Below are 21,753 nucleotides of genomic sequence, written 5' to 3' on the forward strand. Positions count from 1 at the left end.
GTCTGACATACGTCTGACGTACGTCAGACGCGCGTCAGACGGTGTAGGGTGCCTGGCCGGTCGGCCAGGCACTTTTTTTTATGCGTAAATGAATGGTTTACTGAACTTTTTCAAAGGTTTGCGGGCAACCTACACAACTGAGGTAGGGACGGAAAGAGCCCGGCTCCACGCTGAAACGTTTGCCCTCCTGCAACCAGTAAAAAGGATATTCCCGGTAATCCAGGTCGAAACTACCCAGGGGAACAATTGGTTTGGTGGCAATCCGGTTTTCGCCCAAGCGGATATAATATCGGAATGCATCCTGCTTTCCGGCCGTCACGGTGCCTGAGCGGTAAACCATGGAATTATCGAATAATACTATCTGCCCGCCTTCCCGGGTGAAAATGAGGGTATCGGCCGGATGGGCTATATCCACCCAAACCCCGATCAGTTCGCGGCCGGATCCCAACTCTTCTTTCCGGCAGGCGGTGTGAATGATGGCGACCAAAATTAAAAAGAACAGTACCCTGGCTAATGCAGTCATAGTATAAGGTTATTCCCCCTTTGACCTGCCTGCTGCCGGTATCGTTGCATGGATGAGGAAAGCCAGCAGGATCAGCACCAACGCGCCGATGGCATTCAGCCAGAGAAACGCGATATTACTCTTCCAGAAAAGCAGTACCACAATCCCCTCCGTGATGATGGCGCTCCAGAAAGTGGCATCCCCCCCGATCTTTTTAAAGAAAAAAGCGACCAGGAAAATGCCGAGTATCACCCCATAAAAAAGTGACCCTAATACATTCACTGCTTCAATCAGGCTTCCCATATTATTGGCAAACTGTGCCACCACGATGCAGAAAATCCCCCAGGCGAACGTGTACCATTTTGACAATTTGTATTCCTGTATTGGGGTTTCCGGAGTTCGTCTGTACTGCTGGTGAATATCGCACATGGTAGAGGAAGCAAGTGAATTCAGTGCCGCAGCAATACTTCCCCAGGAAGCCAGGAAAATCACAGCAATCAGGAGTCCCACCAGCCCTACCGGCATATGATCCACCACAAAGCGAAGGAAAATATAGTTGGTATCATTTACATCGGCGAGTGGTAGAGCGGTCTTGACCAGTTTTTTATATTCCTTCCTTTGATCCTGCATTACCTGCTGGTTGGATTGCATGGAAAGCACCAGGCTGTCGGATAATTCTTCCTTCGCAATGCGGCTCACCAGGGCCGACTGTTTGGCTGCATTCAACTGGTAATTGGTTTCGATTTCCGACAGTTGCCTGTTGATCGAGGTATCTGTTACCTTACCGGCCACAGCCTGGTTAAAGAAAACCGGCGAGGGATTGAATTGGTAGAAGGTAAATACCAATGCGCCCACCAAAAGAATGGCAAATTGCATCGGCACTTTTACGATACCGTTCATGAGGAGTCCCACCTTGCTTTCCGAAAGGCTTTTCGCGGTCAGGTACCTGCCGACCTGGCTGTGGTCTGCGCCAAAATAGGAAAGGGCGAGAAAAAAGCCACCGATCACACCGCTCCACATATTGTATCGGTCTGTCCAGTCGAAACCGTTTTCATTAACACCGCTGGTGATCACATTCAGTTTACCCATTTTTCCGCTGACCTTGAGGGCATCAATAAAGCCAATGCCATCCGGCAGCAGGTGAACCATCATATAGGCCGCCAGGAACATTCCGGTGAAAATTATCAGCAATTGCAGTTGTTGGGTATACGCAACAGCCTTGGCGCCGCCGGTAACAGTGTAAATGATCAGCAGTCCGCCCATTAAAATATTGGTCAGGTAAATATTCCAGCCAAGCAATGAGGACAGGATGATGGAAGGGGCATAAATACTGATACCGGTTGACAATCCCCTGCTTACCAGGAAGAGGAAGGAAGTGAAAGTCCGGGTCTTTTTATCAAAACGTTTTTCGAGGAATTCATACGCAGTATATACTTTGAGCCGGTGGAAGATGGGTACAAAAAATATGCTGATCACCACCATTGCGATCGGCAGGCCAAAATAATATTGCACGAAACGCATGCCATCCGTAAATGCCTGTCCGGGTGCGGAAATAAACGTAATGGCGCTGGCCTGCGTCCCCATTATGCTCAGCAGTATCAGGTACCAGGGCATAGAACGGTTGCTCAGAAAATAACCATCAAGATTCTTGCTGGTAGCGCTCCTGTAGAGTCCATAGGCGATGATGCCAGCCAGGGTGGCAACCAGTACAATCCAGTCAAGTGAGCTCATGAAAAATATTGGGTAAAAAAGTGAAATCCTACAATCAGAATAACAAGGAATAACAGTACAAGAATGTACCAGGCAGTCCATGACCGGAACAACGGAACTTTTTCTTCTTCTGACATCTGGTTGTAGTTTTAATTTTTGATATTACACAACTGTTCCGTTCCCCACTAGCGGTTCCCCTTCCCCTTTCCTGAAATCATTCCCGCACTGAGCAAACCAAGTCCGAGTCCGATCAGCAACCCGATATGCACCCGCTTGATGAACATACCGATCACCAGGCCCAGTACAATACAAATGCCAATACCTATATCCCGCCTGGTTTGATTGGATGAAGCCATATCAGAATCCTTTCTTTTGGTTTAAAGCGATCAGGTTGGCAAGAAGCCGGTAAGCCCCTGGTATCCCGGCAGGAATCTGCCTGAAAAACACAAGGCCAGTATACACAAAATGTCCCTTGCCATATCTGGTAATAATCAGACTGCCATCATCTGGCTTATCTTCCGGATCGTTCATGGTAAAGATAGTTTCATATCTTTTATCCCAGCCGGATGCATGATAAATACTTCTCTCCTGCTTCCAGCCCTTGAAATCGGCAGCAGTTATTTTATTGGGAAAGTTTAATACCTGGTGATCGGGATTCCTGAAAGTCACTTCAGTATTTTCATCGGATACCCGTGTACGTGAGATATTAAACGGATATGGACCGATGCGCGATTTTACAGTACCCAGCTGGTTGGATGTATTATACTGTACGATCATATTTCCGCCATCGGCAATATATTTCATTAACTTTTCATAGGAGTTATTCAGTGACTCTTTTACGTTATACGCCCTGACACCGGTGATGATGGCGTCAAATGGACTGAGGTCCATGGAGGCCAGTGCTGCATCATCCAGGATGGTCACGGAATATCCCATCTGTTTCAAAGCGTCCGGAATGGCATCACCCGAACCGGGAATATATCCTATTCGCTTTCCAGCCACTTTTATTTCTTCATTAATAACGGTGATACTGTTGGGGAAGAAATAATGAATGGTGGGAATATGATCGTACTGGATCAGCTTCATGGCGTTGTTGTAACGCACCCTGCGGCCGGTTTCCTGCACTTCAACCCAGGGATAAATCTGTGCCGGACGATCTCTGGCGAACAGGGAATCAAAAGAAAGATTAATGGTTTGCAAGGTATTTTTGGGCATCGGCAGTTGGTAGGACAGGTTCTTCTCCTTCGTTCCGGTTCCATTGATCAGTTCAAAACGGAAACCGCCTTTAACCGTATCGCGCTGGATATAACTTTTATAGGAAACCTGCACCAGTTGCGGGTGTTTCGGAACCAGGTTATTCAGCACTACTGTCGGCATGGTGCCCACAACGATCGGCGGAACCGTGAACACCGGCTGGTAAATTTCTCCCTTAACGGGATCAGTGAATTTATACTGCAGGGGAATGCGATCACTGAACCTTTCGCTACCGATGGTATAGTTGATTTTTATATCGCCTGTCACAGGGTTCTCCGGATTTCCGACCAGCAGGAATGGCTTCACATTGAAACTACCGGTATCCATCTGCTCCCGCAACCAGTAAGGCTGATCGGTCATAAAATCCTTATCCACCAATAGTTTCAGGCGAGCTGTTTTATACGCATTTTCCTCCGCATTTTGCGCCAGTTGAATGGTGGTATCATTGAGCATGACCTTTATATCGGTTACCGGAACCGGACTCCTGTTGATGAAATTGAAACTGATCTGAATTGAGTCGCCGGTAACGGCCAGTTGCTGGTTGGCCACTGCCTCAAAGAATATTCCCATTGACGCCCTGATCAGTTGGTTGATCTCTTCTCCTTTCTGTTGCCGCCAGTAAATATCCATTTTTGAATTATCCACCAATGCTTTCAGCCGAAGCAATGCAGGCACTATACGGGAAGGCTGGAGATGATCATAGAGCCGTATCACGGAATCAATAGCTTGATCCATTCCCGCCATTTTAACCCTTTCCCAGTTGGTGAGCACACCATCCATAAGGTCTGATTTTATCGGCTCTCCAGCCGTCGGGGAAAAGAATTCATTTGTTGATCCCCTTTGGGCAGGCACACCAAAACCCTGGCTTTTGTGCTGGCTGCGGCTTTCAGCCGATATTTCACCGTAACCCTTTCCCAGCAGCGGGTTGAATGCGCCCACATCCATTTTGTACTGGCTTTCGTCGGTGGTATTCATCCCCCCGAAATTGAAGGTATTCCATAGAATTCTCTTAGCCTGCCAGGGTTCTGTGAACTGAAGTTGTTCCGGATAACGGTTAGGGTCAGCCGCAGCATGGAATGCTTCTATTGCCAGCGCTGCCGAAGCCGAATGGTGCCCATGCCCGGCACGGTTATCCGGTGGAAACCGGGTGATGATCACATCCGGACGGAACCGCCTGATCACCCAAACCACATCACTCAATATCTTTTCCTTATTCCATATTCTTAATGCTTCATCGGTGGATTTTGAAAACCCGAAATCAAAGGCCCGGGTAAAGAATTGTTCTGCACCGTCGATCCGCCTCGCTGCAAGCAGTTCCTGGGTCCTGATGAGTCCGAGGGAAATACCCTGTTCTTCCCCGATCAGGTTTTGCCCGCCATCCCCGCGGGTGAGCGACAAATATCCGGTGCGGTATTTTTTTTCCTTGGCGAGAAAGGCCAGCAACCGCGTATTTTCATCATCCGGATGTGCTGCCACATATAACACAGATCCCATCACTTTTAACTTCTGAAGTCCCAGGAGGATATCTGCGGAAGTATATGAGGGAGGTGTTTGCGCAAATGATAGCAGGTTTAGGACCAAAAGAAACAGCAGTTGGAAGCAGCTTTTAAGCATAATTAGTGTTCGGGTTGAATGAAGTTCCTAAAATAACAAAAAGCGGCAACCAATAGTTGCCGCTCCTGAAATTTCACATTTCCTCCACAGGGGAAATAAATTTATTGCCCTACAAGGAACACGGCATTGCTGATCAGCAACTTGCCGTTCTCCCAGAAACTTCTGAAAATCGGGTTATCGGCAAGGTAGATTACCTGGCCGCGGCCCATATCCTGTGCACCTATCAGCAAACCGTCTTTCAGTTTACCTTTTATCTCACTTCCGGCAAAGCCACTGATATAATTATCTTTTTTAATAACACCCACGTTCCAGCCACCGTCTTTCAGGAACTCATAGATGTTACCGTCCTGCTTCAGGGAAAAATAAAAATCCGGATACCCAAACCCGAGCGGGTGGCTATGGTCGAGTTCCACTTTGAAGATGGAACCGGGCATGCTGTTCTTCAGCCAGTCGCGTTCACGATCCTCATATTTTTTCAGCAGACTGTAATCTTCACTTTTATCTTCTTCTTTCTTGGCATCGCCATCCTTCAACTTTATGCCCCAATCCGCACGGGCCATTTGCGCCACTGCATTTTCGATTGCGATGATTTTTCCACCCCTGCGGACCCAGTCTTTCAAGGCGTCGTTTGTTTCCTTTTTACCAAAGAAATCGTAATTACCATCAGGCAGGATCAGCACATTGAATTGATTCATGCCATCCCGCAGGAAATCAGCGGCACTGGTGATGGTCACCGGATACCCAAGCTGGGTGTCAAAGAAATGCCACAGTTCTCCCATTCCAAGTGAAGAAACACCGTCGCCGGCCAGCATGGCCACTTTGGGTGCATTGATTACCCTTACTCTGTCAGAACCAAAATCGAATCCTTTATCAACAAAACCTGATACGATCGGAAATACGGCTGCCCCGGCCTGTTGTGCGGATTCCTCCACCAGTTGCTGAACAGGTTTGCCTGTATTCGCGGCCTTTGTGACCAGTAAAGTACCCTTTTCAAAACTGGTGGTTCCACTTGTAAAAGGCTGTTCGGCATAACGTACTTTCAGGTTTTTCTGCAGGGCAGAAGCGAGAAACTTCGCACTGTTGAGGCCATCCCACTTTATCGCATAAGCATAAGCGTTGGCCATAGAACCGGCTGAAGGAGCCGCAACCGGAGCGGTTTTCGTAGTAGCCGTCATATAATTGGCCAGGCCATATGAATTCAATCCGTATGCAAAAGGAATCGACCATGCCGTGATATCATAAGTAGCGGAATCAGTCAGTTTCGTTTTCCGCTCAAACAATACTTTGATGAAATTACTTTTGGGCTGGTTGTTGTTGATCACGATATCGCCCGTTTCAGCCTTGAAAGCTTCCTGCTTACCGGTGAAATAGTTAACCCCTGTGAGGTTGGCCGGATTGGCATAGGACCAGTCCACGTCGTTTTGGTCGAGAAGTGTTTTCAGCCTGGTTACACGATCGGTACCATCGTTCTTTACCACCCATGATTTGAATTCGCCTGCGGGGCTATTAATGGCATTATTAAAATAGGAACGGAATTCGCGCACTACACGGGCGGCATTCTGGGAGGTGATTTCAACGGTGCTGACACCTGTGGTGAAATGGTGCATGGCACGGTCAACAAGCGTAAGCGTATCGCCGTCTTCGTTGATGATTCCGAGTCCGGCCCTGATTCCGCCCTGTTCGTAAGTCATCCCGATGGAACCGCTATAAGTCGGGTAGGTATCACCGTAAGAGGGATACAGGAGGTCGAATCTTTCTTTGGTGAAATACAGCCAGCCCTCTTTATCAAAATACTTTGCATGGTTTTTCCCGATCATAGTCTGGAAATCGCGCTGCCATTTGGTGATCACTTCGTGAATTGGTTCAGCGGCGGGTGCGAAATAATAGGGCTCATTGAATCCCTGCTCATGGAAATCAACATGTACATGAGGAAGCCAGGTATTATACTTTTTGATGCGTGCACGGCTTTCAACCTGTGATTGCCAGGCCCAGTCGCGGTTCAGGTCGAAATTATAATGATTACTCCTGCCGCCGGGCCAGGGTTCGCGGTGTTCGCGGGCCAGGGGTTGCGGATTGATGTTTTTTCCCAGGACGGTGGTATACCAGCTTACATAGCGGTCGCGACCATCGGGGTTCAGGCAGGGGTCAATCAGGACCACGGTATTTTTCAGCCATTCCTGCGACCGTGTATTGGCCGGGTTGGCCAGTTCATAGGCAGTGAGCATGGCAGCTTCAGAGGAGGAAGTTTCATTGCCATGAACATTATAACTAAGCCAGACGATGGCGGGAGCATTTTCATTTGGCGCCATCCGGTCCCGCGTGGCATTGGCCAGGCGCAGGTTATTCAACCTGACCTGTTCCACATTTTTCATATTCTCTGCTGAGCCGATCGTTGCCAGCAGCAGAGGCCGGCCTTCCGTTGATTCACCATATTGCTCAAGTCTGACCTGTGAGGGAGCTTCCTTGGCAAGATGCTGGAAATATTGTACGATCCGGTAATGGGGAGTGTAACGGGTACCAATTTTATACCCCATGAATTGCTCGGGTGATTGTAACTGTGCCATGGCCACGCTCACTGTCAGGAAGGTGCCCACAGACAAAAAGAATCGTTTCATTGCTTGTTTACGCTATTAGGTTGAATAAGATTCGTGAAGCTAAGGAATTCACCCGTCGGGTGGCACCCGACGGGTGAAAAAACATTTAGCGAATAAAACTTCGGGCATAAGCTATCCGCGACTGGGTAACCCATACAAAAACGCGCCTGTTTCCCTCTTCACCCGTCGGGTGGCACCCGACGGGTGAAATAACCTTTTTATTTCAGGGGTTTCAACGCTTCCATGGTTTGGAAAGGATTTTAATCTTTGACCCATGAGCACAAAATTTGACATTATAACCCCGGGAGGATTTTTTCACATTTGTGACAGGGCTGTTGGGGATGAACTCCTTTTCAGGAGAGCGGAAGACTATACCGACTGGATGTCCAGAATCGAAAAGTTCATCCTTCCGGTTGCTGAACTGCATGCCTATTGCCTGATGAACAACCATTATCACCTCCTGATAAGGGCATTGGAAACAACTGATCATGATTTATTCAGTACGCAAATGAGCAGGCTCCAAAGCACCTATGCCAAAGATTACAACAGGACCTATGACAGGAAAGGCGGCTTATTTATGCGTCCTTTTGCCCGAAGGGAAATCCTGAACGAAGCACAACTGGCCTGGGTTTTCTGGTATATCCACCGAAATCCATTGCACCATGGCATCAGCTTAAACTGGGAAACATGGGCATACTCATCCTATCCTTTCTACATTAACAATGTGCCATCCATCATAACCACCAACTTCTGCACCGAACTTTTCGGCGGGCTCGAACAATTAAAGGCCCACCACACCATGAATGCAAATGCATTCAACACTGAATTCATGGGCTTTAGCCTGGATTAAATTCACCCGTCGGGTGCCACCCGACGGGTGAAGGGGAAGTTTCCTTATTTTTAGCCCTCAATCCAAGGAAAATGAAATCAGGCTTTCTGTTAACCGTACTCGTTGCCATCTCAGTTCAGGTTTCGGCTCAGGATCGCATTAACGCTTTTGATTATGCGATACAGAAAACATTTAAAGGAAAGAATGGCGCCGTTGTATCCGCCCATCCACTGGCCAGCCAGGTCGGAGTTATGATCCTCAAAAAGGGCGGAAATGCAGTGGATGCGGCCATCGCTACCCAACTTGCACTGGCCGTGGTATACCCCGGCGCAGGTAATATCGGCGGTGGCGGTTTCACCGTGGCACACCTTAGCAACGGCCAGAATATCACCCTCGACTACCGGGAAAAAGCTCCGCATGCAGGCCATCGGGATATGTACCTCGATGCGAATGGAAATGCCATCATGGATAAAAGCCAGAATGGCCACCTGGCGGCCGGAGTGCCTGGTGCCGTTGCCGGAATGTTTGCCGCCCATAAATATGCAAAACTTCCCTTCAGGGACCTTGTTCAACCAGCAATTGATCTCGCCGAATACGGTTTTATCATCACACCAGAAGAAGCCAAAAACCTCAACGACGACCGGAACATTTTTATTAAATACAATACCCGTCCCACCGCATTTGTAAAAAACGATCCCTGGAAAGCCGGCGATACCCTGGTCCAGAAAGAACTGGCCGAAACACTGAAAAGGATGCGCGACCGCGGACAGAAGGGATTTTACCAGGGAAAGACCGCAAAACTGATTGTGGAAGAAATGAAGCGGGGAAACGGCATCATCACTTTAAAGGACCTTAAATCCTACCAGGCAAAGGAAAGGACCCCTTCAGTTTTTGATTATAAGGGCTACCAGGTGGTCACCATGCCGCTTCCGAGCAGCGGCGGGGTACTACTTCCCATGATGATGAAAATGACCGAAAGGTTCCCTGTTGCGGCATATGGATTCCACTCCCTGAAAGCAGTTCAGTTGATGACCGAAATCGAGCGCCTGGCCTATGCGGACCGTGCCAAATACCTGGGCGATCCGGACTTTTACAAGGTTCCGGTAAAAACATTACTGAGTGATGAATATATCAGCCAGCGTCTTCGTTTATACCATCCTGATAGTGCCGGTAACAGCAGGACCATCCAGGAAGGAACCGTTCAGCCCGAAAGTGAAGAAACCACCCATCTCTCCGTGGTGGACAAGGATGGCAATGCAGTCTCTACCACCACTACTCTCAACGGAGGATTTGGGTCCCATACTGTCGTAGGCGGCGCAGGATTCCTGCTGAACAATGAAATGGATGACTTCAGCGTGAAACCGGGCGTTCCCAATATGTATGGCGCGGTAGGCGGTGAGGCGAATGCCATTGTACCGGGCAAAAGGATGCTCAGCTCAATGACACCAACCATCGTATTAAAGCAGGGCAAACCTTTTATCGTAGCAGGAACTCCGGGAGGCACCACCATCACTACCTCTGTTTACCAGACCCTCCTCAACCTTTTGGATTTCAACCTCAGCACTTATGATGCTGTGAACAAACCGAAATTTCATATGCAATGGTTACCCGATGTGTTGTTCATCGAAAAAGGTTTTCCTGAAGATATAGTGGAGGGGTTGAAGAAAATGGGCTATTCCATCAGATTCCGCGGTGCAATCGGCAGGACTGAGGTAATCAAAATCCTGGAGGATGGCACTATTGAGGCCATAGGTGACAACCGGGGAGATGATGCCGCAGAAGGTTTCTGATAAAAATAAAACACGCATAAAATAAATAAAATGAGCCTGGGCCAAAAATATCTCAGCAGTATCCGCAAGCATTTCAGGGCTTATAAGGATTTGGGTGACAGAACCCTCGCCCAGCTCAATACGGAACAACTGAACATTTGTCCGGCTGAAGGTTCCAACTCAATAACCATCATTATCCGGCATATGCACGGTAATATGTTGAGCCGGTTTACCAACTTCCTGACCGAAGATGGTGAAAAAAGCTGGCGGCAGCGCGACCAGGAATTCGAGCCACCCGACGGGTGGCACCCGACGGGTGAGGAAATCAGGTTGCTCTGGGAAGAAGGATGGGGCTGCCTGCTGGAAACCATCGATAAGCTTGAAGAGGCGGATCTGGGGAAAACGGTCATGATACGGCAGGAACCTCATTTTGTGCCGGACGCCATCAACCGGCAACTGGCACATCACGCTTCCCATGTGGGGCAGATCGTGTACATCGGGAAAATGTTACTTGGTAAAACCTGGAATTCACTGTCCATTCCCATTGGAGGATCGGCACAATTCAACCAGGATATGGAAAGAAAGCAACCGGGTTCCTCAGGATAACTATTAAATTCACGCCTCAACCGCCTTAACCGCCTCACCCCCCTTAACCGCCTTAAACCGACCGCTGTATGCCCTTTCGTGTCGTAGTCATGGTTCTACTTCTTTTTATTGCAAGTTCAATTCATGCCCAATCCGTTCGATGGAACGCCCGCACCGGCATCCATCTCAGTTCCGCCAGGATCGTAGACAAAAAAGACGGCCATCTCACCAAAACAAATTCCATAGCCGGTGCCAATGCCTCTCTTGGCTTGAAAATAGAATTCGACAAGCGGCTCTATTTCACGCCCAGATTGCAGTACAGCATGGTTGGCTACCAACTTCCCGGGAATCAGGAACAACCCGACAGTACATTCAGGATACATTACCTCGAGCTGCCCCTGCTATTACACCTTGATCTTGGCGGACCAGACGACCAGGGCCTTTTCACTGAATTCGGGCTGGCACTGGGCGGAGCATTCTCCGGAACGGTAAAACAGGAAAATAAATCCACCCCCCTGAAATTCAGCATGACCCAATACAATCCCGTAAATGTAAACGCCATGGGCACCCTGGGATATCTATTCAAAAACGGACTGATGCTCGAAGCAGTCTATACCTACGGCCTGACCAGTGTTACCAACGGTGATACCAAACCGAAAATCAGGACATTCCAGGCAGGAATAACGCTGGGATACAATTTTAGCAGGAGACAGGCTCAGAAATAACGAAGGGGATTACGCTTCCGGTCGTATATGTATTGTTTCACATTCATCCAAAAGGCAGCGAACGTGTAAAAAATGATCGGTGACCCCATCGTGAGCAGGGATATGTACATGAAATATTTGCGAATGGTGGAAGGGGCTACACCCATTTTTTCGCCCATATAAGAGCAAACACCAAACACATGCCACTCAATAAAGTGTTTGAAGTTCTTCATAGTGCCAAATTAGACAATATCCAACAAATTCAATGCCTAAAAGGTTTAAAAGAAACGCTTTTATCGGTAATTTCGCGGAGTCTCAACATCAATCTTCAAACATCAACCTTCAAATACATATAGTTATGGTTTTTGACCTCGAGATGATTAAAAAAGTATACGCCAGCTTTCCCGGCCGCGTAGCTGCTGCCCGTAAAGTGGTGGGTCGCCCGCTGACACTTACAGAAAAAATATTGTATGCCCACCTCTGGCAGGGGGATGCCACCCAGGCACACGAAAGAGGAAAGAGCTATGTGGATTTTGCCCCGGACCGTGTGGCCATGCAGGACGCTACCGCCCAGATGGCGCTGCTCCAGTTCATGCAGGCCGGCCGCGATAAAGTTGCCGTCCCCTCAACCGTTCACTGCGATCACCTGATTGTGGCAAAAGACAACAGCAAGGTTGACCTCGACCGTGCGGTACACGAAAGCAGTGAAGTGTATGATTTTCTTGCATCAGTCTCCAACAAATACGGTATCGGTTTCTGGAAGCCGGGCGCTGGCATCATCCACCAGGTAGTACTGGAAAACTATGCTTTTCCGGGTGGTATGATGATCGGAACAGACAGCCATACGGTAAATGCCGGCGGCCTCGGGATGATCGCCATCGGAGTGGGTGGTGCAGATGCCTGCGACGTAATGAGCGGACTGGCATGGGAACTGAAAATGCCGAAACTGATCGGCGTCAAACTGACAGGCAAACTGAATGGCTGGACCGCCCCCAAGGATGTGATCCTGAAAGTGGCCGGCATCCTTACGGTTAAAGGCGGAACCGGAGCCGTGGTGGAATATTTTGGCGAAGGCGCTACCAGTATGAGTTGTACCGGTAAAGGAACCATTTGTAATATGGGTGCCGAGATCGGCGCTACCACTTCTACTTTCGGTTATGACGAAAGCATGAGCCGCTACCTCAAGGCAACCGGCCGCCAGGATGTGGCTGCCATGGCTGATGCGATCCACGAGCACCTCACTGCTGACCCAGAAGTATATGCCAATCCGGAACAATATTTCGACCAGGTGATAGAAATCAACCTGAACGAACTGGAACCACATCTGAACGGACCATTTACGCCGGACCTGGCTACCCCCATTTCAAAAATGAAAGAGGAAGCAGCCAAAAACGGCTGGCCAACAAAAGTGGAAGTAGGCCTGATCGGATCCTGCACCAACTCATCCTACGAAGACATCAGCAGGGCAGTAAGCCTGGCCCGGCAAGTGTCTGAAAAAGGCCTGAAAACCAAAGCGGAATTCATGATCACCCCTGGTTCCGAGCAAGTCAGGTATACAATTGAAAGGGATGGCTTCCTGAGCACATTCGACCAGATTGGTGCCAAGGTATTTGCCAACGCCTGCGGTCCCTGTATCGGTATGTGGGATCGTATGGGAGCAGAGAAGCAGGAAAAGAATACCATCGTACATTCTTTCAACCGCAACTTTGCCAAGCGCGCAGATGGCAACCCCAATACGTTTGCATTTGTAGCTTCGCCGGAAATTGTTACCGCGCTGGCCATTGCCGGAGACCTTTCCTTTAACCCGCTGACCGACACACTCACCAATGAAAAAGGCGAGCAGGTAAAACTGGATCCGCCCACTGGGGATGAACTGCCGGCAAAAGGTTTTGCGGTGGAAGATGCCGGTTACCAGGCTCCTGCTGAAGACGGAAGCAGCGTCCAGGTAAAGGTTGACCCCGCTTCCAAGCGTCTCCAGTTACTGGATCCGTTTGCAGCATGGGAAGGCACCGACCTGAAAGGCCTCAAGCTTCTGATCAAGGCAAAAGGAAAATGTACCACTGACCATATCTCCATGGCAGGTCCATGGCTGAAGTTCCGCGGGCACCTCGATAATATCAGTAATAACCTGCTGATCGGTGCCGTGAACTATTTCAACGAAAAGACAGACAATGTAAAGAACCAGCTGACCGGCGAATATGGTCCGGTTCCTGCCACGCAGCGTGCCTACAAGGCTGCCGGCATCGGATCCATCGTTGTTGGTGATGAAAACTACGGTGAAGGATCCAGCCGCGAACATGCGGCTATGGAACCACGCCACCTGGGTGTAAGGGCTGTGCTGGTGAAGAGCTTTGCACGTATCCACGAAACCAACCTGAAAAAACAGGGTATGCTGGGATTGACTTTCGCAGACAAAGCCGACTACGACAAGATCCGGGAAGATGACTCCATCGATATCAATGGTCTGACCAGCTTTGCTCCCGGAAAACCGCTGGAAATTGTACTAAACCATAAGGATGGCAGTTCAGAAACTATCCTGGCGAACCATAGCTACAATGAGCAGCAGATAGAATGGTTCAAAGCCGGTGCAGCGCTGAATATTATCAGGAAGCAGTTTGGGGGATGATTCGCTGAACAAACCCAAATTAAAACGGGCTGTTATATTGTATAACAGCCCGTTTTCTTTACCTAACGGTCAGCCACAGGCTAATTAAAACAAACAGTGCTTCCATGCAACCATTTAAAATCTTTCCCCATCATATACCTTGCTAATTCATTGGTGGAAATATTGTTAGAAACATGTTCTGCATTTTTTTTACTCCCCAGACTGCTTAAACTATTTTAACCTTAAATAACCAAAACCAATCCCATGTTTGAATTCTTACAGGACCTGGATATGCCCCTCAGAATATTTTGGTACCTGGCATTGGGCTCCAGCCTGTTCTTTATAATTCAAACCATCTTCACTTTTACCGGAGTTGACGGCAGTGATGGAACCACAGTAGACTTCGACAGCGACCTTTCCGGCGGGGATAGCACTTTCCAGTTATTTTCACTCCGCAACCTGGTAAATTTCATCCTGGGCTTCAGCTGGGCAGGAGTCGTATTCTATCCTGTTTTCAACAACAAGGCCATCGTATATACCATCGCGGTTATCATTGGACTTCTCTTTGTCCTGATCTTCTTTTTTATCATGCAACAGGTCTACAAACTCTCTGAAAATAATACTTTTTCCATCCGGGACACAATTGACATGACCGGTGAAGTCTATCTAACAATACCGGCTAACCGAAATGGCAAGGGTAAAGTACAAATCAGTGTCCGGGGGGCATTTCACGAACTCGATGCCATTACCGACAACGAAAGCATTTCAACCGGATCACTTGTCAGGATTGAAAAAGTGGAAAACAACACCATACTGGTTGTAAAAAAAATCTGAAACCATATATGTCACCAATCATTCTCATCGCCATCGCGGTGGTGGTAGGTTTTATTACCATTACTGCGCTGTTATCACGTTACAAACGTTGCCCTTCAGATAAGATCCTGGTTATTTACGGTCGCACAGGAGGCAGTTCGGCCAAATGTATCCACGGAGGAGGCGCGTTTATCTGGCCTGTCATTCAGGATTACGCCTACCTCGACCTGAAGCCCATATCCATTGAGGCCAATCTCACCAATGCATTGAGCCGGCAAAACATCCGGGTAGATGTGCCCTGCCGGTTTACCATTGCCATTTCCACAGAAACAGACAGCATGAACAATGCTGCTGAACGTTTGCTGGGACTGGCACCCGAACAAATACAGGAATTATCGAAGGATATATTATTCGGACAACTGCGACTGGTAATTGCCACCATGACCATTGAAGAAATCAACTCCGACCGCGATAAATTTCTCGATAACATTTCCAAAAACGTTGACACTGAACTCAAGAAGATCGGCCTCAAACTGATCAACGTAAATGTCACGGATATCAAGGACGAATCCGGTTATATCGAAGCCCTTGGGAAGGAAGCCGCAGCGAAAGCCATTAATGAGGCGAAGATTTCAGTAGCAGCCCAGGAAAAAATCGGTGAAACCGGAAAGGCTGTTGCAGATCGCGAAAAAGATGTCGAAATAGCCAATACACAGAAACAACGCGACACCATGATCGCTGAAACCCAGCGCGAAAGGGATGTGCAGATCGCTATCACCCAGAAAGACAGGGAAGTGAGTATTGCAAGTGCGGCCAAGGATGAATCAATCGGCAAGGCAGAAGCAGAACGCGATACAAGGGTTAAGACCGCGGAGGCAAATGCCATCGCTGTAAGGGGTGAAAACGAAGCCAGGATTGCCATTGCCAACTCGGAAGCAGCGAGGCGCGAAAAAGAAGCGGAAGCCCTGAGGCTGGCCGTTACCGCAGAAAAAGTACAACAGGCAAAAGCAATGGAGGAAGCCTACCAGGCAGAACAGAGAGCTGAACTGGCCCGTTCTGAAAGGGAACGCTCCACACAGATAGCCAATATCGTAGTACCTGCTGAGATCGCCAAACAAAGGGCCATCATTGAAGCACAGGCTGAGGCTGAAACCATCCGTGAAAATGCAAAGGGTGAAGCAGATGCCATTTTCGCCAAAATGGAAGCAGAAGCAAAGGGTTTGCTGGAGATCCTGACCAAACAGGCTGAGGGTTATGAAAAAGTTGTTCAGGCCGCAGGTGGTGATCCTACAAAAGCCTTCCAGTTATTGCTGTTGGAAAAACTCCCCGAGTTGGTTAAAACCCAGGTGGAAGCTGTCAAAAATATTAAGATTGACAAGATCACCGTTTGGGATTCAGCAGCAGGTGATGGAGCAAACACGTCAACCGCAAATTTCGTGAGCGGCATGATGAAAACCGTTCCCCCATTAAATGACCTCTTCAATATGGCGGGGCTCAACCTGCCCACCTACCTGAAAGGCGAGGAAACCTCCCCGGCAAACATTGACAATAAATAAACTCTGTCTGCCCGACGAACACCGTTCACCCGTCGGGTGAACAGGGTTCGTCGGATGAACAGTGTTCACCCGACGGGTGGCACCCGACGGGTGGAATGCAGCCACCGGGAAAAACACCCCCTCGGAATGGTGTTAACACCCTTCCGCACATTGAAACGGATAAGATAGTTTTACGCCCTAGGGATGCAAGTCCATCAATTACTATTAAACCATTGCCTTATCCGTTCTTAACGATTGCCTTACCAATATTTCTGTTGATCACTGTGAGCATTGTGAGCACTGAGAGCACTGCACCTTAAACTAGTCTACAACAGCCTGCCTTTAAGCAGGCTGTTTTTTGCATGACCCGCCACCAAAGGGTGTTTTTCCCCCTCACAATGGAGGAAACTCCCCTTACCTGATCAAGCCGCCCATCCTACTTTTACTTTGAAATCAGGTTCGGTCGGTCATGGTTGTGGTTGTCTCAGACGCCACAGCCTTACCGGCCTACATAATAATATCACAATAGGACATAATGAAAAACTTGCTTAAGCTTTCTGTAGAAACGCTGCCCTGGCTGATGCTGTTCATGGCAGGTCTGACACTGTTCACCATGATAGTTGTGCTATACCAGAAGAAACAGCAGCACCAGAAAGCAAACAGAAAGCAATAACCGCTTTTCTCTTGTGCTTACTTCTAATACTCCGGGGGGCGTACCATACAAACCCCGGAGTTTTCATTAAGCATTTCACATATCTTTAAACTCCTAAAAACATCATCCATGAAACAGTTGCTGTCAGTATTAACGATGGTATTTTTTTTTGCCGCCTGTTCCTCCAACAAACCGCTTGCTATAACGGCTGACGAAAAATTCGAAGCCGTAAAAATCACTGCTGCCGAAGCAGACACCTACCGAAAAAACTATGAAGACAAACCATCCTATAAAGGAAATTTCAGAAAGGGCATGATGATTCCGGTCAGTGTGATCGACAGTATCCGAAGTGGACGGCAACTGGAAGCAATCGCCGTCTATTTTGGAAAACATCCGAATTTCAACAGCCCTGTATTTATTGTATATGGCGCCAGGAGTATCACCGGCACCCAGGAAGCTGTTGCAACAGAGGAAATCTATATGGTTTATTACCCCTGCCCCACCAACTGCGGAAAATAGTAACAGTACGGCTTAAAGCTTCAAAAATTCATGGATTTCTTTACAACCACCATCATCAAATTAAGTTTAGTTGCGGCAGGTATAACGGTCGGCTATATACGTGAATCAAAATTAAGCGAAGCAAACCGGACTTTCTGGCTGTTCCTTGTAGTGGCTGGTGGAGGTGAAATCCTTGAATGGCTGATGGCGCGTTATTTCGGGAACAATTTCCCCTTTTACCATGTGTTCAGGCCCTTGTATTATGGCCTCCTCACCTATGCCCTGACAATGGAACTCGGCAAGCTGAAAAAAATCTTCCGCTTATCCATCCCCGTGATCTGGATAGCAGCCTACCTGAACGGCAGATATTTCCAGCCACCGGACGATAACCTGAACACCGTTATCATCAGCCTGACCTGTCTGCTGCAAATCCTGCAGGTATTGTTTTATATCGCCATGCTTTTTGACAGGTACAACTGGCACCAGACCCTTTACTATTATTCTTTCTGGATTGCCATGGGGATACTCATCCACTCAATCATTTCCTTTTTAACCCTGGGTATCCATAATTTCCTGGAAATCGACGGACAAAAAGCTGTCATCTCCTTCCTGATCATCAGTGAATGGATCTTTTATGCCTCATTTGTTGTTAACTTACTGCTTCAGAAACGGCATCCCGAATCATAAGCTGTTGTCATGAACCCCACCAAGTTCGAGATTATATTAACTCTTTCTGCAGCGGTCATCATTATGCTGGCACTGAGTGGGTTTGTGGTGTACTTTATCATATCTGCCCAGAAGCGAAGGCTCAGGCAACAACACGAGCAGGAACAATTAAAAGAGTCCTATGAAAAGGAAGTGCTGACAACCCAGATCGAAAGTCGCGACCAGACCCTGCGCGATGTCAGCCAGGAGATACACGATAATATGGGACAACTTCTGAGCGTGGCAAGAATCAACCTGAATATTCTTGAAAAAGAAATGGATGGTCAACCCCAGTTAAAACGAATTGGCGATACCAATGCGCTGCTCGGTGATGTTATCCGTTATATCAGGATGCTTTCCAAGGGGCTGAATTCCGACATGCTGACCAGCTACGGGCTTCGGGAATCGATCCGCTTTGAATTACAGCGTATTGAACAAAGCGCCATGATCAATTGCCGGTTTCATACGGAAGGAGAAGATTTTACCATAGACCCCAAAAAAGAAATTGTCATATTCCGAATGGTCCAGGAAATCCTGAACAATATCCTTAAACATGCTGCAGCATCCGAGATTCACATTTCCATGAGATATACCCCGGATTTATTCCTGCTCCGGATCAATGATAATGGCAAAGGATTTGACCAGAAGGAAACAGTAAGTCGTAATATTGCCGATGCCGGCTCCGGCCTGCGAAACCTGCAGAAGAGAGCAGCACTTGTAGGCGCTGACCTGCAGATTACCAGTGTGCAGGGTGAAGGCACAAATGTAATGATCACACTTCCCAAACCAGTCCAACATGCCGAATAAACAGCAAAAGAAATATACAGTTGCCATCGCAGATGACCACCGGCTTATTGCAGAATCATTATCACATCTTATCAATGATATCCCGGGATTTGAAGTAACCGTTCTTGCCAACAACGGCCAGACATTGTTGAGCAAGCTTGAAGCCCTCTCCATACCACCGGATATTGCCATCCTGGACATCAATATGCCTGTCATGAACGGAGTGATCACCGCGCGTGAATTGTCGGTCGCCTACCCTACGATCAAACTGCTGGCACTCAGTATGAATGACGACGAGACCTCTGTCATACAGATGATCCGATCAGGCTGCAGGGGTTACCTGCTGAAAGATTGCACGCAGGCAGAACTGCAAAAAGCAATGCTTGAAATCATTGAAAGGGGATTCTATTATTCTGATTTCGTTACCGGCAAACTCATTCACACCATCCACAAGGAAGAAAAAGATCCCGAAAAACTCATCAAGCTGACAGATCGCGAAATGGAGTTTGTCAAATATGCCGCATCGGAAATGACCTACAAGGAAATCGCCACCACTATGAAGCTCAGCGAACGGACCATTGATGGCTACCGGGAAGCACTATTCGAAAAACTACAGGTAAAAAGCCGGGTGGGACTTGTATTGTTTGCCATCCGTATAGGTTGGGTAAACGCAGACAAGACCAGGTAAACTGCTTAAAATTTACCATCCGATACCATAATCTTCGCCATAATTACTGGAACCGCCCCAGAAACTGTTGTGTTTCCAGTCGAACCAGATCGCATTGATTGGCCCGGAAGTGCGGGGTTCAAACCGCAATTGGTAGCCTTTCCCTATCAGTTCCTTCCTGATCCATGAAGGCGTTGATTCATGCAATAATATCTGGCCTGGCTTCGGCTTACGGTCATCTCCTCCCAGGGACAACCAAAACTGGTAGGTATTGAAATTGGGGGCTTCGGCAGCCTCCTGGACATTCATACCGAACTCCACCATATTCAGGAAAAACTGCAGGAGGTTCTGGTCCTGCGTATCGCCGCCCTGTACCGCAAAAGAAAGGAATGGCCGGCCATCCTTTAATGCCATTGTGGGAGTTAAAGTTACCCTTGGGCGCTTGCCGGGTTCTACAACATTAAAGGGATTCAGCGCGGGATCACACACAAAACTTTGCATCCGCTGGCTCATGCCAACCCCCGTGCGGCCTGCGATGCAGGATGGCACCCAGCCACCGCTGGGAGTTATGGAAACCACCCAGCCGTCTTTATCAGCAGCTTCCACCGAAGTAGTTCCCAGCCAGACCTGGTCAAGATAGGACTGGTCTATGGCAGCCACCTCTCCTTTCGCTTTTGCCCCCCATTTCTGCAGGTATTCAGAAAAGGGATTGGTCTTGCCTTCTATCGCATAGGGATCACCGGGAGCAACTGCCGGATCATTCCTATCCTTGTTCATGGCAGCTGCGCGCTGACGGGCATATTCCTTTGACAGCAACCCCTGCATTGGCTCAGCCGGCGGGAAATAAGGATCGCCATAATAAAAATCGCGATCAGCAAAAGCCATATTCATGGCCTGGTAAACGGTATGAATGTATTTGGAAGAATTGTACCCCATTCCCTTCAGGTCAAACGGTTCCAGGATATTCAATGCCTGGAGCAACATTGGTCCCTGGGTCCACTGAGACAATTTATATACATCTATTCCCTTATAATTCACTTTCATGGGTTCTTCAATGATCACCTTCCAGTTGGCCAGGTCCTGGGTAGTGATCAATCCGCCCTGCTCCTGGCTGCCCCTGGCAAATTCGGCAGCAATATCACCCCTGTAAAACCTGTCATTCGCTGCATAAATGGCTTCCTTCCGGGTCTTTCCCTTTTTGAGCGCAGCCTGCTCGGCAGCCACCATTTTCTGCAGGGTTGCCAGCAGGTCTTCCTGCCGGAAAATCTCACCCGCTTCAGGCGCTTCGCGTTCCGCACCAGGATGGGTCAGGAATACTTTAGCAGAATAGGGCCACTCCCTGATGCGCTTTTTCTCGCGCTCAATGCTGTTGGCTGTCTGGGCTTCTATCGGATAACCTGCTGCCAGTTCCATGGCCGGCTTTAATACCTGTGCCAGGCTCATTGTTCCATATTCCGCCAGCATGGTGCAAAGTCCGCCGGGTGTTCCCGGGGTAACAGCTGCGAGCGGGCCATATTGCGGTGGGAATGCCATTCCTTTTTTCCTGAAAAATTCCGCATCCGCACCGGTTGGCGCAACACCCAGGGCGTTGATTCCTATAACTTTTTTAAGGCCGGGATGATATATCAAAGCCTGTGTTTCGCCCCCCCAGCTGAGCACATCCCACATGGTGCAGGTGGCCGCCAGCATGGCACAAGCTGCATCAACGGCATTACCGCCCTGCTGGAAAATGGCTGATCCTGCGGTTGCAGCCAGTGGTTTACCGGTTATGGCCATCCAGTTTTTGCCATGCAAAACCGGCTTCTGGGTTGGCTGTGCCAGTAAAGCCATTGGCACCAACATCAATAATAACAGGGCTTTTTTCATCTGGGGAAATTTTCTACTTAAAGTTAAGGAGCATGGCATCAATCAAAAGGATATTTCTCCTGAAT

General features: G+C 48.5%; 19 protein-coding genes. 12 read left to right on the top strand and 7 right to left on the bottom strand.

The genetic code is table 11. From position 1 onward, the window contains the following. Nucleotides 1-97: 97 nt before the first annotated feature. The 5 genes from BC349_RS15765 to BC349_RS15785 all read right to left on the bottom strand — a co-directional run bounded on the left by BC349_RS15765 (nucleotide 98) and on the right by BC349_RS15785 (nucleotide 7,695). Nucleotides 98-523, bottom strand: coding sequence for a hypothetical protein (locus BC349_RS15765; RefSeq protein ID WP_187257748.1), 426 nt, complete (start codon nucleotides 521-523; stop codon nucleotides 98-100). 9 nt (nucleotides 524-532) lie between these two features. Next, on the bottom strand, nucleotides 533-2,233 hold the full coding sequence (locus tag BC349_RS15770; protein ID WP_187257749.1) for a sodium:solute symporter family protein: 1,701 nt from the start codon (nucleotides 2,231-2,233) through the stop codon (nucleotides 533-535). 164 nt (nucleotides 2,234-2,397) lie between these two features. Continuing rightward, nucleotides 2,398-2,568: a hypothetical protein gene (locus tag BC349_RS15775; protein WP_187257750.1), complete on the bottom strand. Its 171-nt coding sequence runs from the start codon at nucleotides 2,566-2,568 to the stop codon at nucleotides 2,398-2,400. 1 nt (nucleotide 2,569) lies between these two features. Further along, nucleotides 2,570-5,047 (bottom strand): PIG-L family deacetylase, encoded by a 2,478-nt coding sequence (locus tag BC349_RS15780; protein WP_246457003.1) that lies wholly within the window; start codon nucleotides 5,045-5,047, stop codon nucleotides 2,570-2,572. A 134-nt stretch (nucleotides 5,048-5,181) separates the two neighbouring features. Then, nucleotides 5,182-7,695: a M14 metallopeptidase family protein gene (locus BC349_RS15785; protein ID WP_187257752.1), complete on the bottom strand. Its 2,514-nt coding sequence runs from the start codon at nucleotides 7,693-7,695 to the stop codon at nucleotides 5,182-5,184. A 253-nt stretch (nucleotides 7,696-7,948) separates the two neighbouring features. Between BC349_RS15785 and BC349_RS15790 the strand changes: the two genes are divergently transcribed. The 4 genes from BC349_RS15790 to BC349_RS15805 all read left to right on the top strand — a co-directional run bounded on the left by BC349_RS15790 (nucleotide 7,949) and on the right by BC349_RS15805 (nucleotide 11,582). Beyond that, nucleotides 7,949-8,524 (top strand): hypothetical protein, encoded by a 576-nt coding sequence (locus tag BC349_RS15790; RefSeq protein WP_187257753.1) that lies wholly within the window; start codon nucleotides 7,949-7,951, stop codon nucleotides 8,522-8,524. A 71-nt stretch (nucleotides 8,525-8,595) separates the two neighbouring features. After that, a complete protein-coding gene (gene ggt, locus BC349_RS15795) occupies nucleotides 8,596-10,293 on the top strand; it encodes a gamma-glutamyltransferase (RefSeq protein WP_187257754.1) in 1,698 nt (565 codons plus the stop codon). Nucleotides 10,294-10,323: 30 nt separating this feature from the next. Beyond that, complete coding sequence (locus BC349_RS15800) at nucleotides 10,324-10,878, top strand: DUF1572 family protein (protein ID WP_187257755.1); 555 nt, start codon at nucleotides 10,324-10,326, stop codon at nucleotides 10,876-10,878. A 68-nt stretch (nucleotides 10,879-10,946) separates the two neighbouring features. Continuing rightward, on the top strand, nucleotides 10,947-11,582 hold the full coding sequence (locus BC349_RS15805; RefSeq protein WP_187257756.1) for an outer membrane beta-barrel protein: 636 nt from the start codon (nucleotides 10,947-10,949) through the stop codon (nucleotides 11,580-11,582). Here the strand turns inward: BC349_RS15805 and BC349_RS15810 are convergent. Further along, a complete protein-coding gene (locus BC349_RS15810; protein WP_187257757.1) occupies nucleotides 11,573-11,794 on the bottom strand; it encodes a PspC family transcriptional regulator in 222 nt (73 codons plus the stop codon). The two genes, BC349_RS15805 and BC349_RS15810, sit on opposite strands and share 10 nt — an antisense overlap. Before the next feature lie 125 nt (nucleotides 11,795-11,919). Between BC349_RS15810 and BC349_RS15815 the strand changes: the two genes are divergently transcribed. From BC349_RS15815 to BC349_RS15850, 8 genes are all read left to right on the top strand, one after another. Beyond that, the gene (locus BC349_RS15815; RefSeq protein WP_187257758.1) at nucleotides 11,920-14,187 is read left to right on the top strand and encodes an aconitate hydratase; all 2,268 of its coding nucleotides are present in this window, start codon (nucleotides 11,920-11,922) and stop codon (nucleotides 14,185-14,187) included. Nucleotides 14,188-14,430: 243 nt separating this feature from the next. Then, complete coding sequence (locus tag BC349_RS15820; RefSeq protein WP_187257759.1) at nucleotides 14,431-15,000, top strand: NfeD family protein; 570 nt, start codon at nucleotides 14,431-14,433, stop codon at nucleotides 14,998-15,000. Nucleotides 15,001-15,008: 8 nt separating this feature from the next. After that, a complete protein-coding gene (locus tag BC349_RS15825) occupies nucleotides 15,009-16,535 on the top strand; it encodes a flotillin family protein (protein ID WP_187257760.1) in 1,527 nt (508 codons plus the stop codon). Nucleotides 16,536-17,049: 514 nt separating this feature from the next. After that, a complete protein-coding gene (locus tag BC349_RS15830; RefSeq protein WP_187257761.1) occupies nucleotides 17,050-17,187 on the top strand; it encodes a hypothetical protein in 138 nt (45 codons plus the stop codon). Nucleotides 17,188-17,295: 108 nt separating this feature from the next. Continuing rightward, nucleotides 17,296-17,685: a putative periplasmic lipoprotein gene (locus BC349_RS15835; RefSeq protein WP_187257762.1), complete on the top strand. Its 390-nt coding sequence runs from the start codon at nucleotides 17,296-17,298 to the stop codon at nucleotides 17,683-17,685. A 30-nt stretch (nucleotides 17,686-17,715) separates the two neighbouring features. Beyond that, nucleotides 17,716-18,351, top strand: a complete 636-nt coding sequence (locus BC349_RS15840; protein ID WP_187257763.1) for a hypothetical protein — start codon at nucleotides 17,716-17,718, stop codon at nucleotides 18,349-18,351. Between the two features lie 9 nt (nucleotides 18,352-18,360). After that, the gene (locus tag BC349_RS15845) at nucleotides 18,361-19,176 is read left to right on the top strand and encodes a sensor histidine kinase (RefSeq protein ID WP_187257764.1); all 816 of its coding nucleotides are present in this window, start codon (nucleotides 18,361-18,363) and stop codon (nucleotides 19,174-19,176) included. Continuing rightward, entirely contained in the window at nucleotides 19,166-19,843 is a 678-nt protein-coding gene (locus tag BC349_RS15850) for a response regulator transcription factor (RefSeq protein WP_187257765.1), read from the top strand. The genes BC349_RS15845 and BC349_RS15850 overlap by 11 nt, the downstream gene beginning before the upstream one ends. Nucleotides 19,844-19,855: 12 nt before the next feature. Here the strand turns inward: BC349_RS15850 and BC349_RS15855 are convergent, their stop codons facing one another. Continuing rightward, the gene (locus BC349_RS15855) at nucleotides 19,856-21,688 is read right to left on the bottom strand and encodes a gamma-glutamyltransferase family protein (RefSeq protein ID WP_187257766.1); all 1,833 of its coding nucleotides are present in this window, start codon (nucleotides 21,686-21,688) and stop codon (nucleotides 19,856-19,858) included. Between the last annotated feature and the right edge of the window lie 65 nt (nucleotides 21,689-21,753).

It is taken from the genome of Flavihumibacter stibioxidans (assembly GCF_014332695.1).
Classification (GTDB): Bacteria; Bacteroidota; Bacteroidia; order Chitinophagales; family Chitinophagaceae; genus Flavihumibacter; species Flavihumibacter stibioxidans.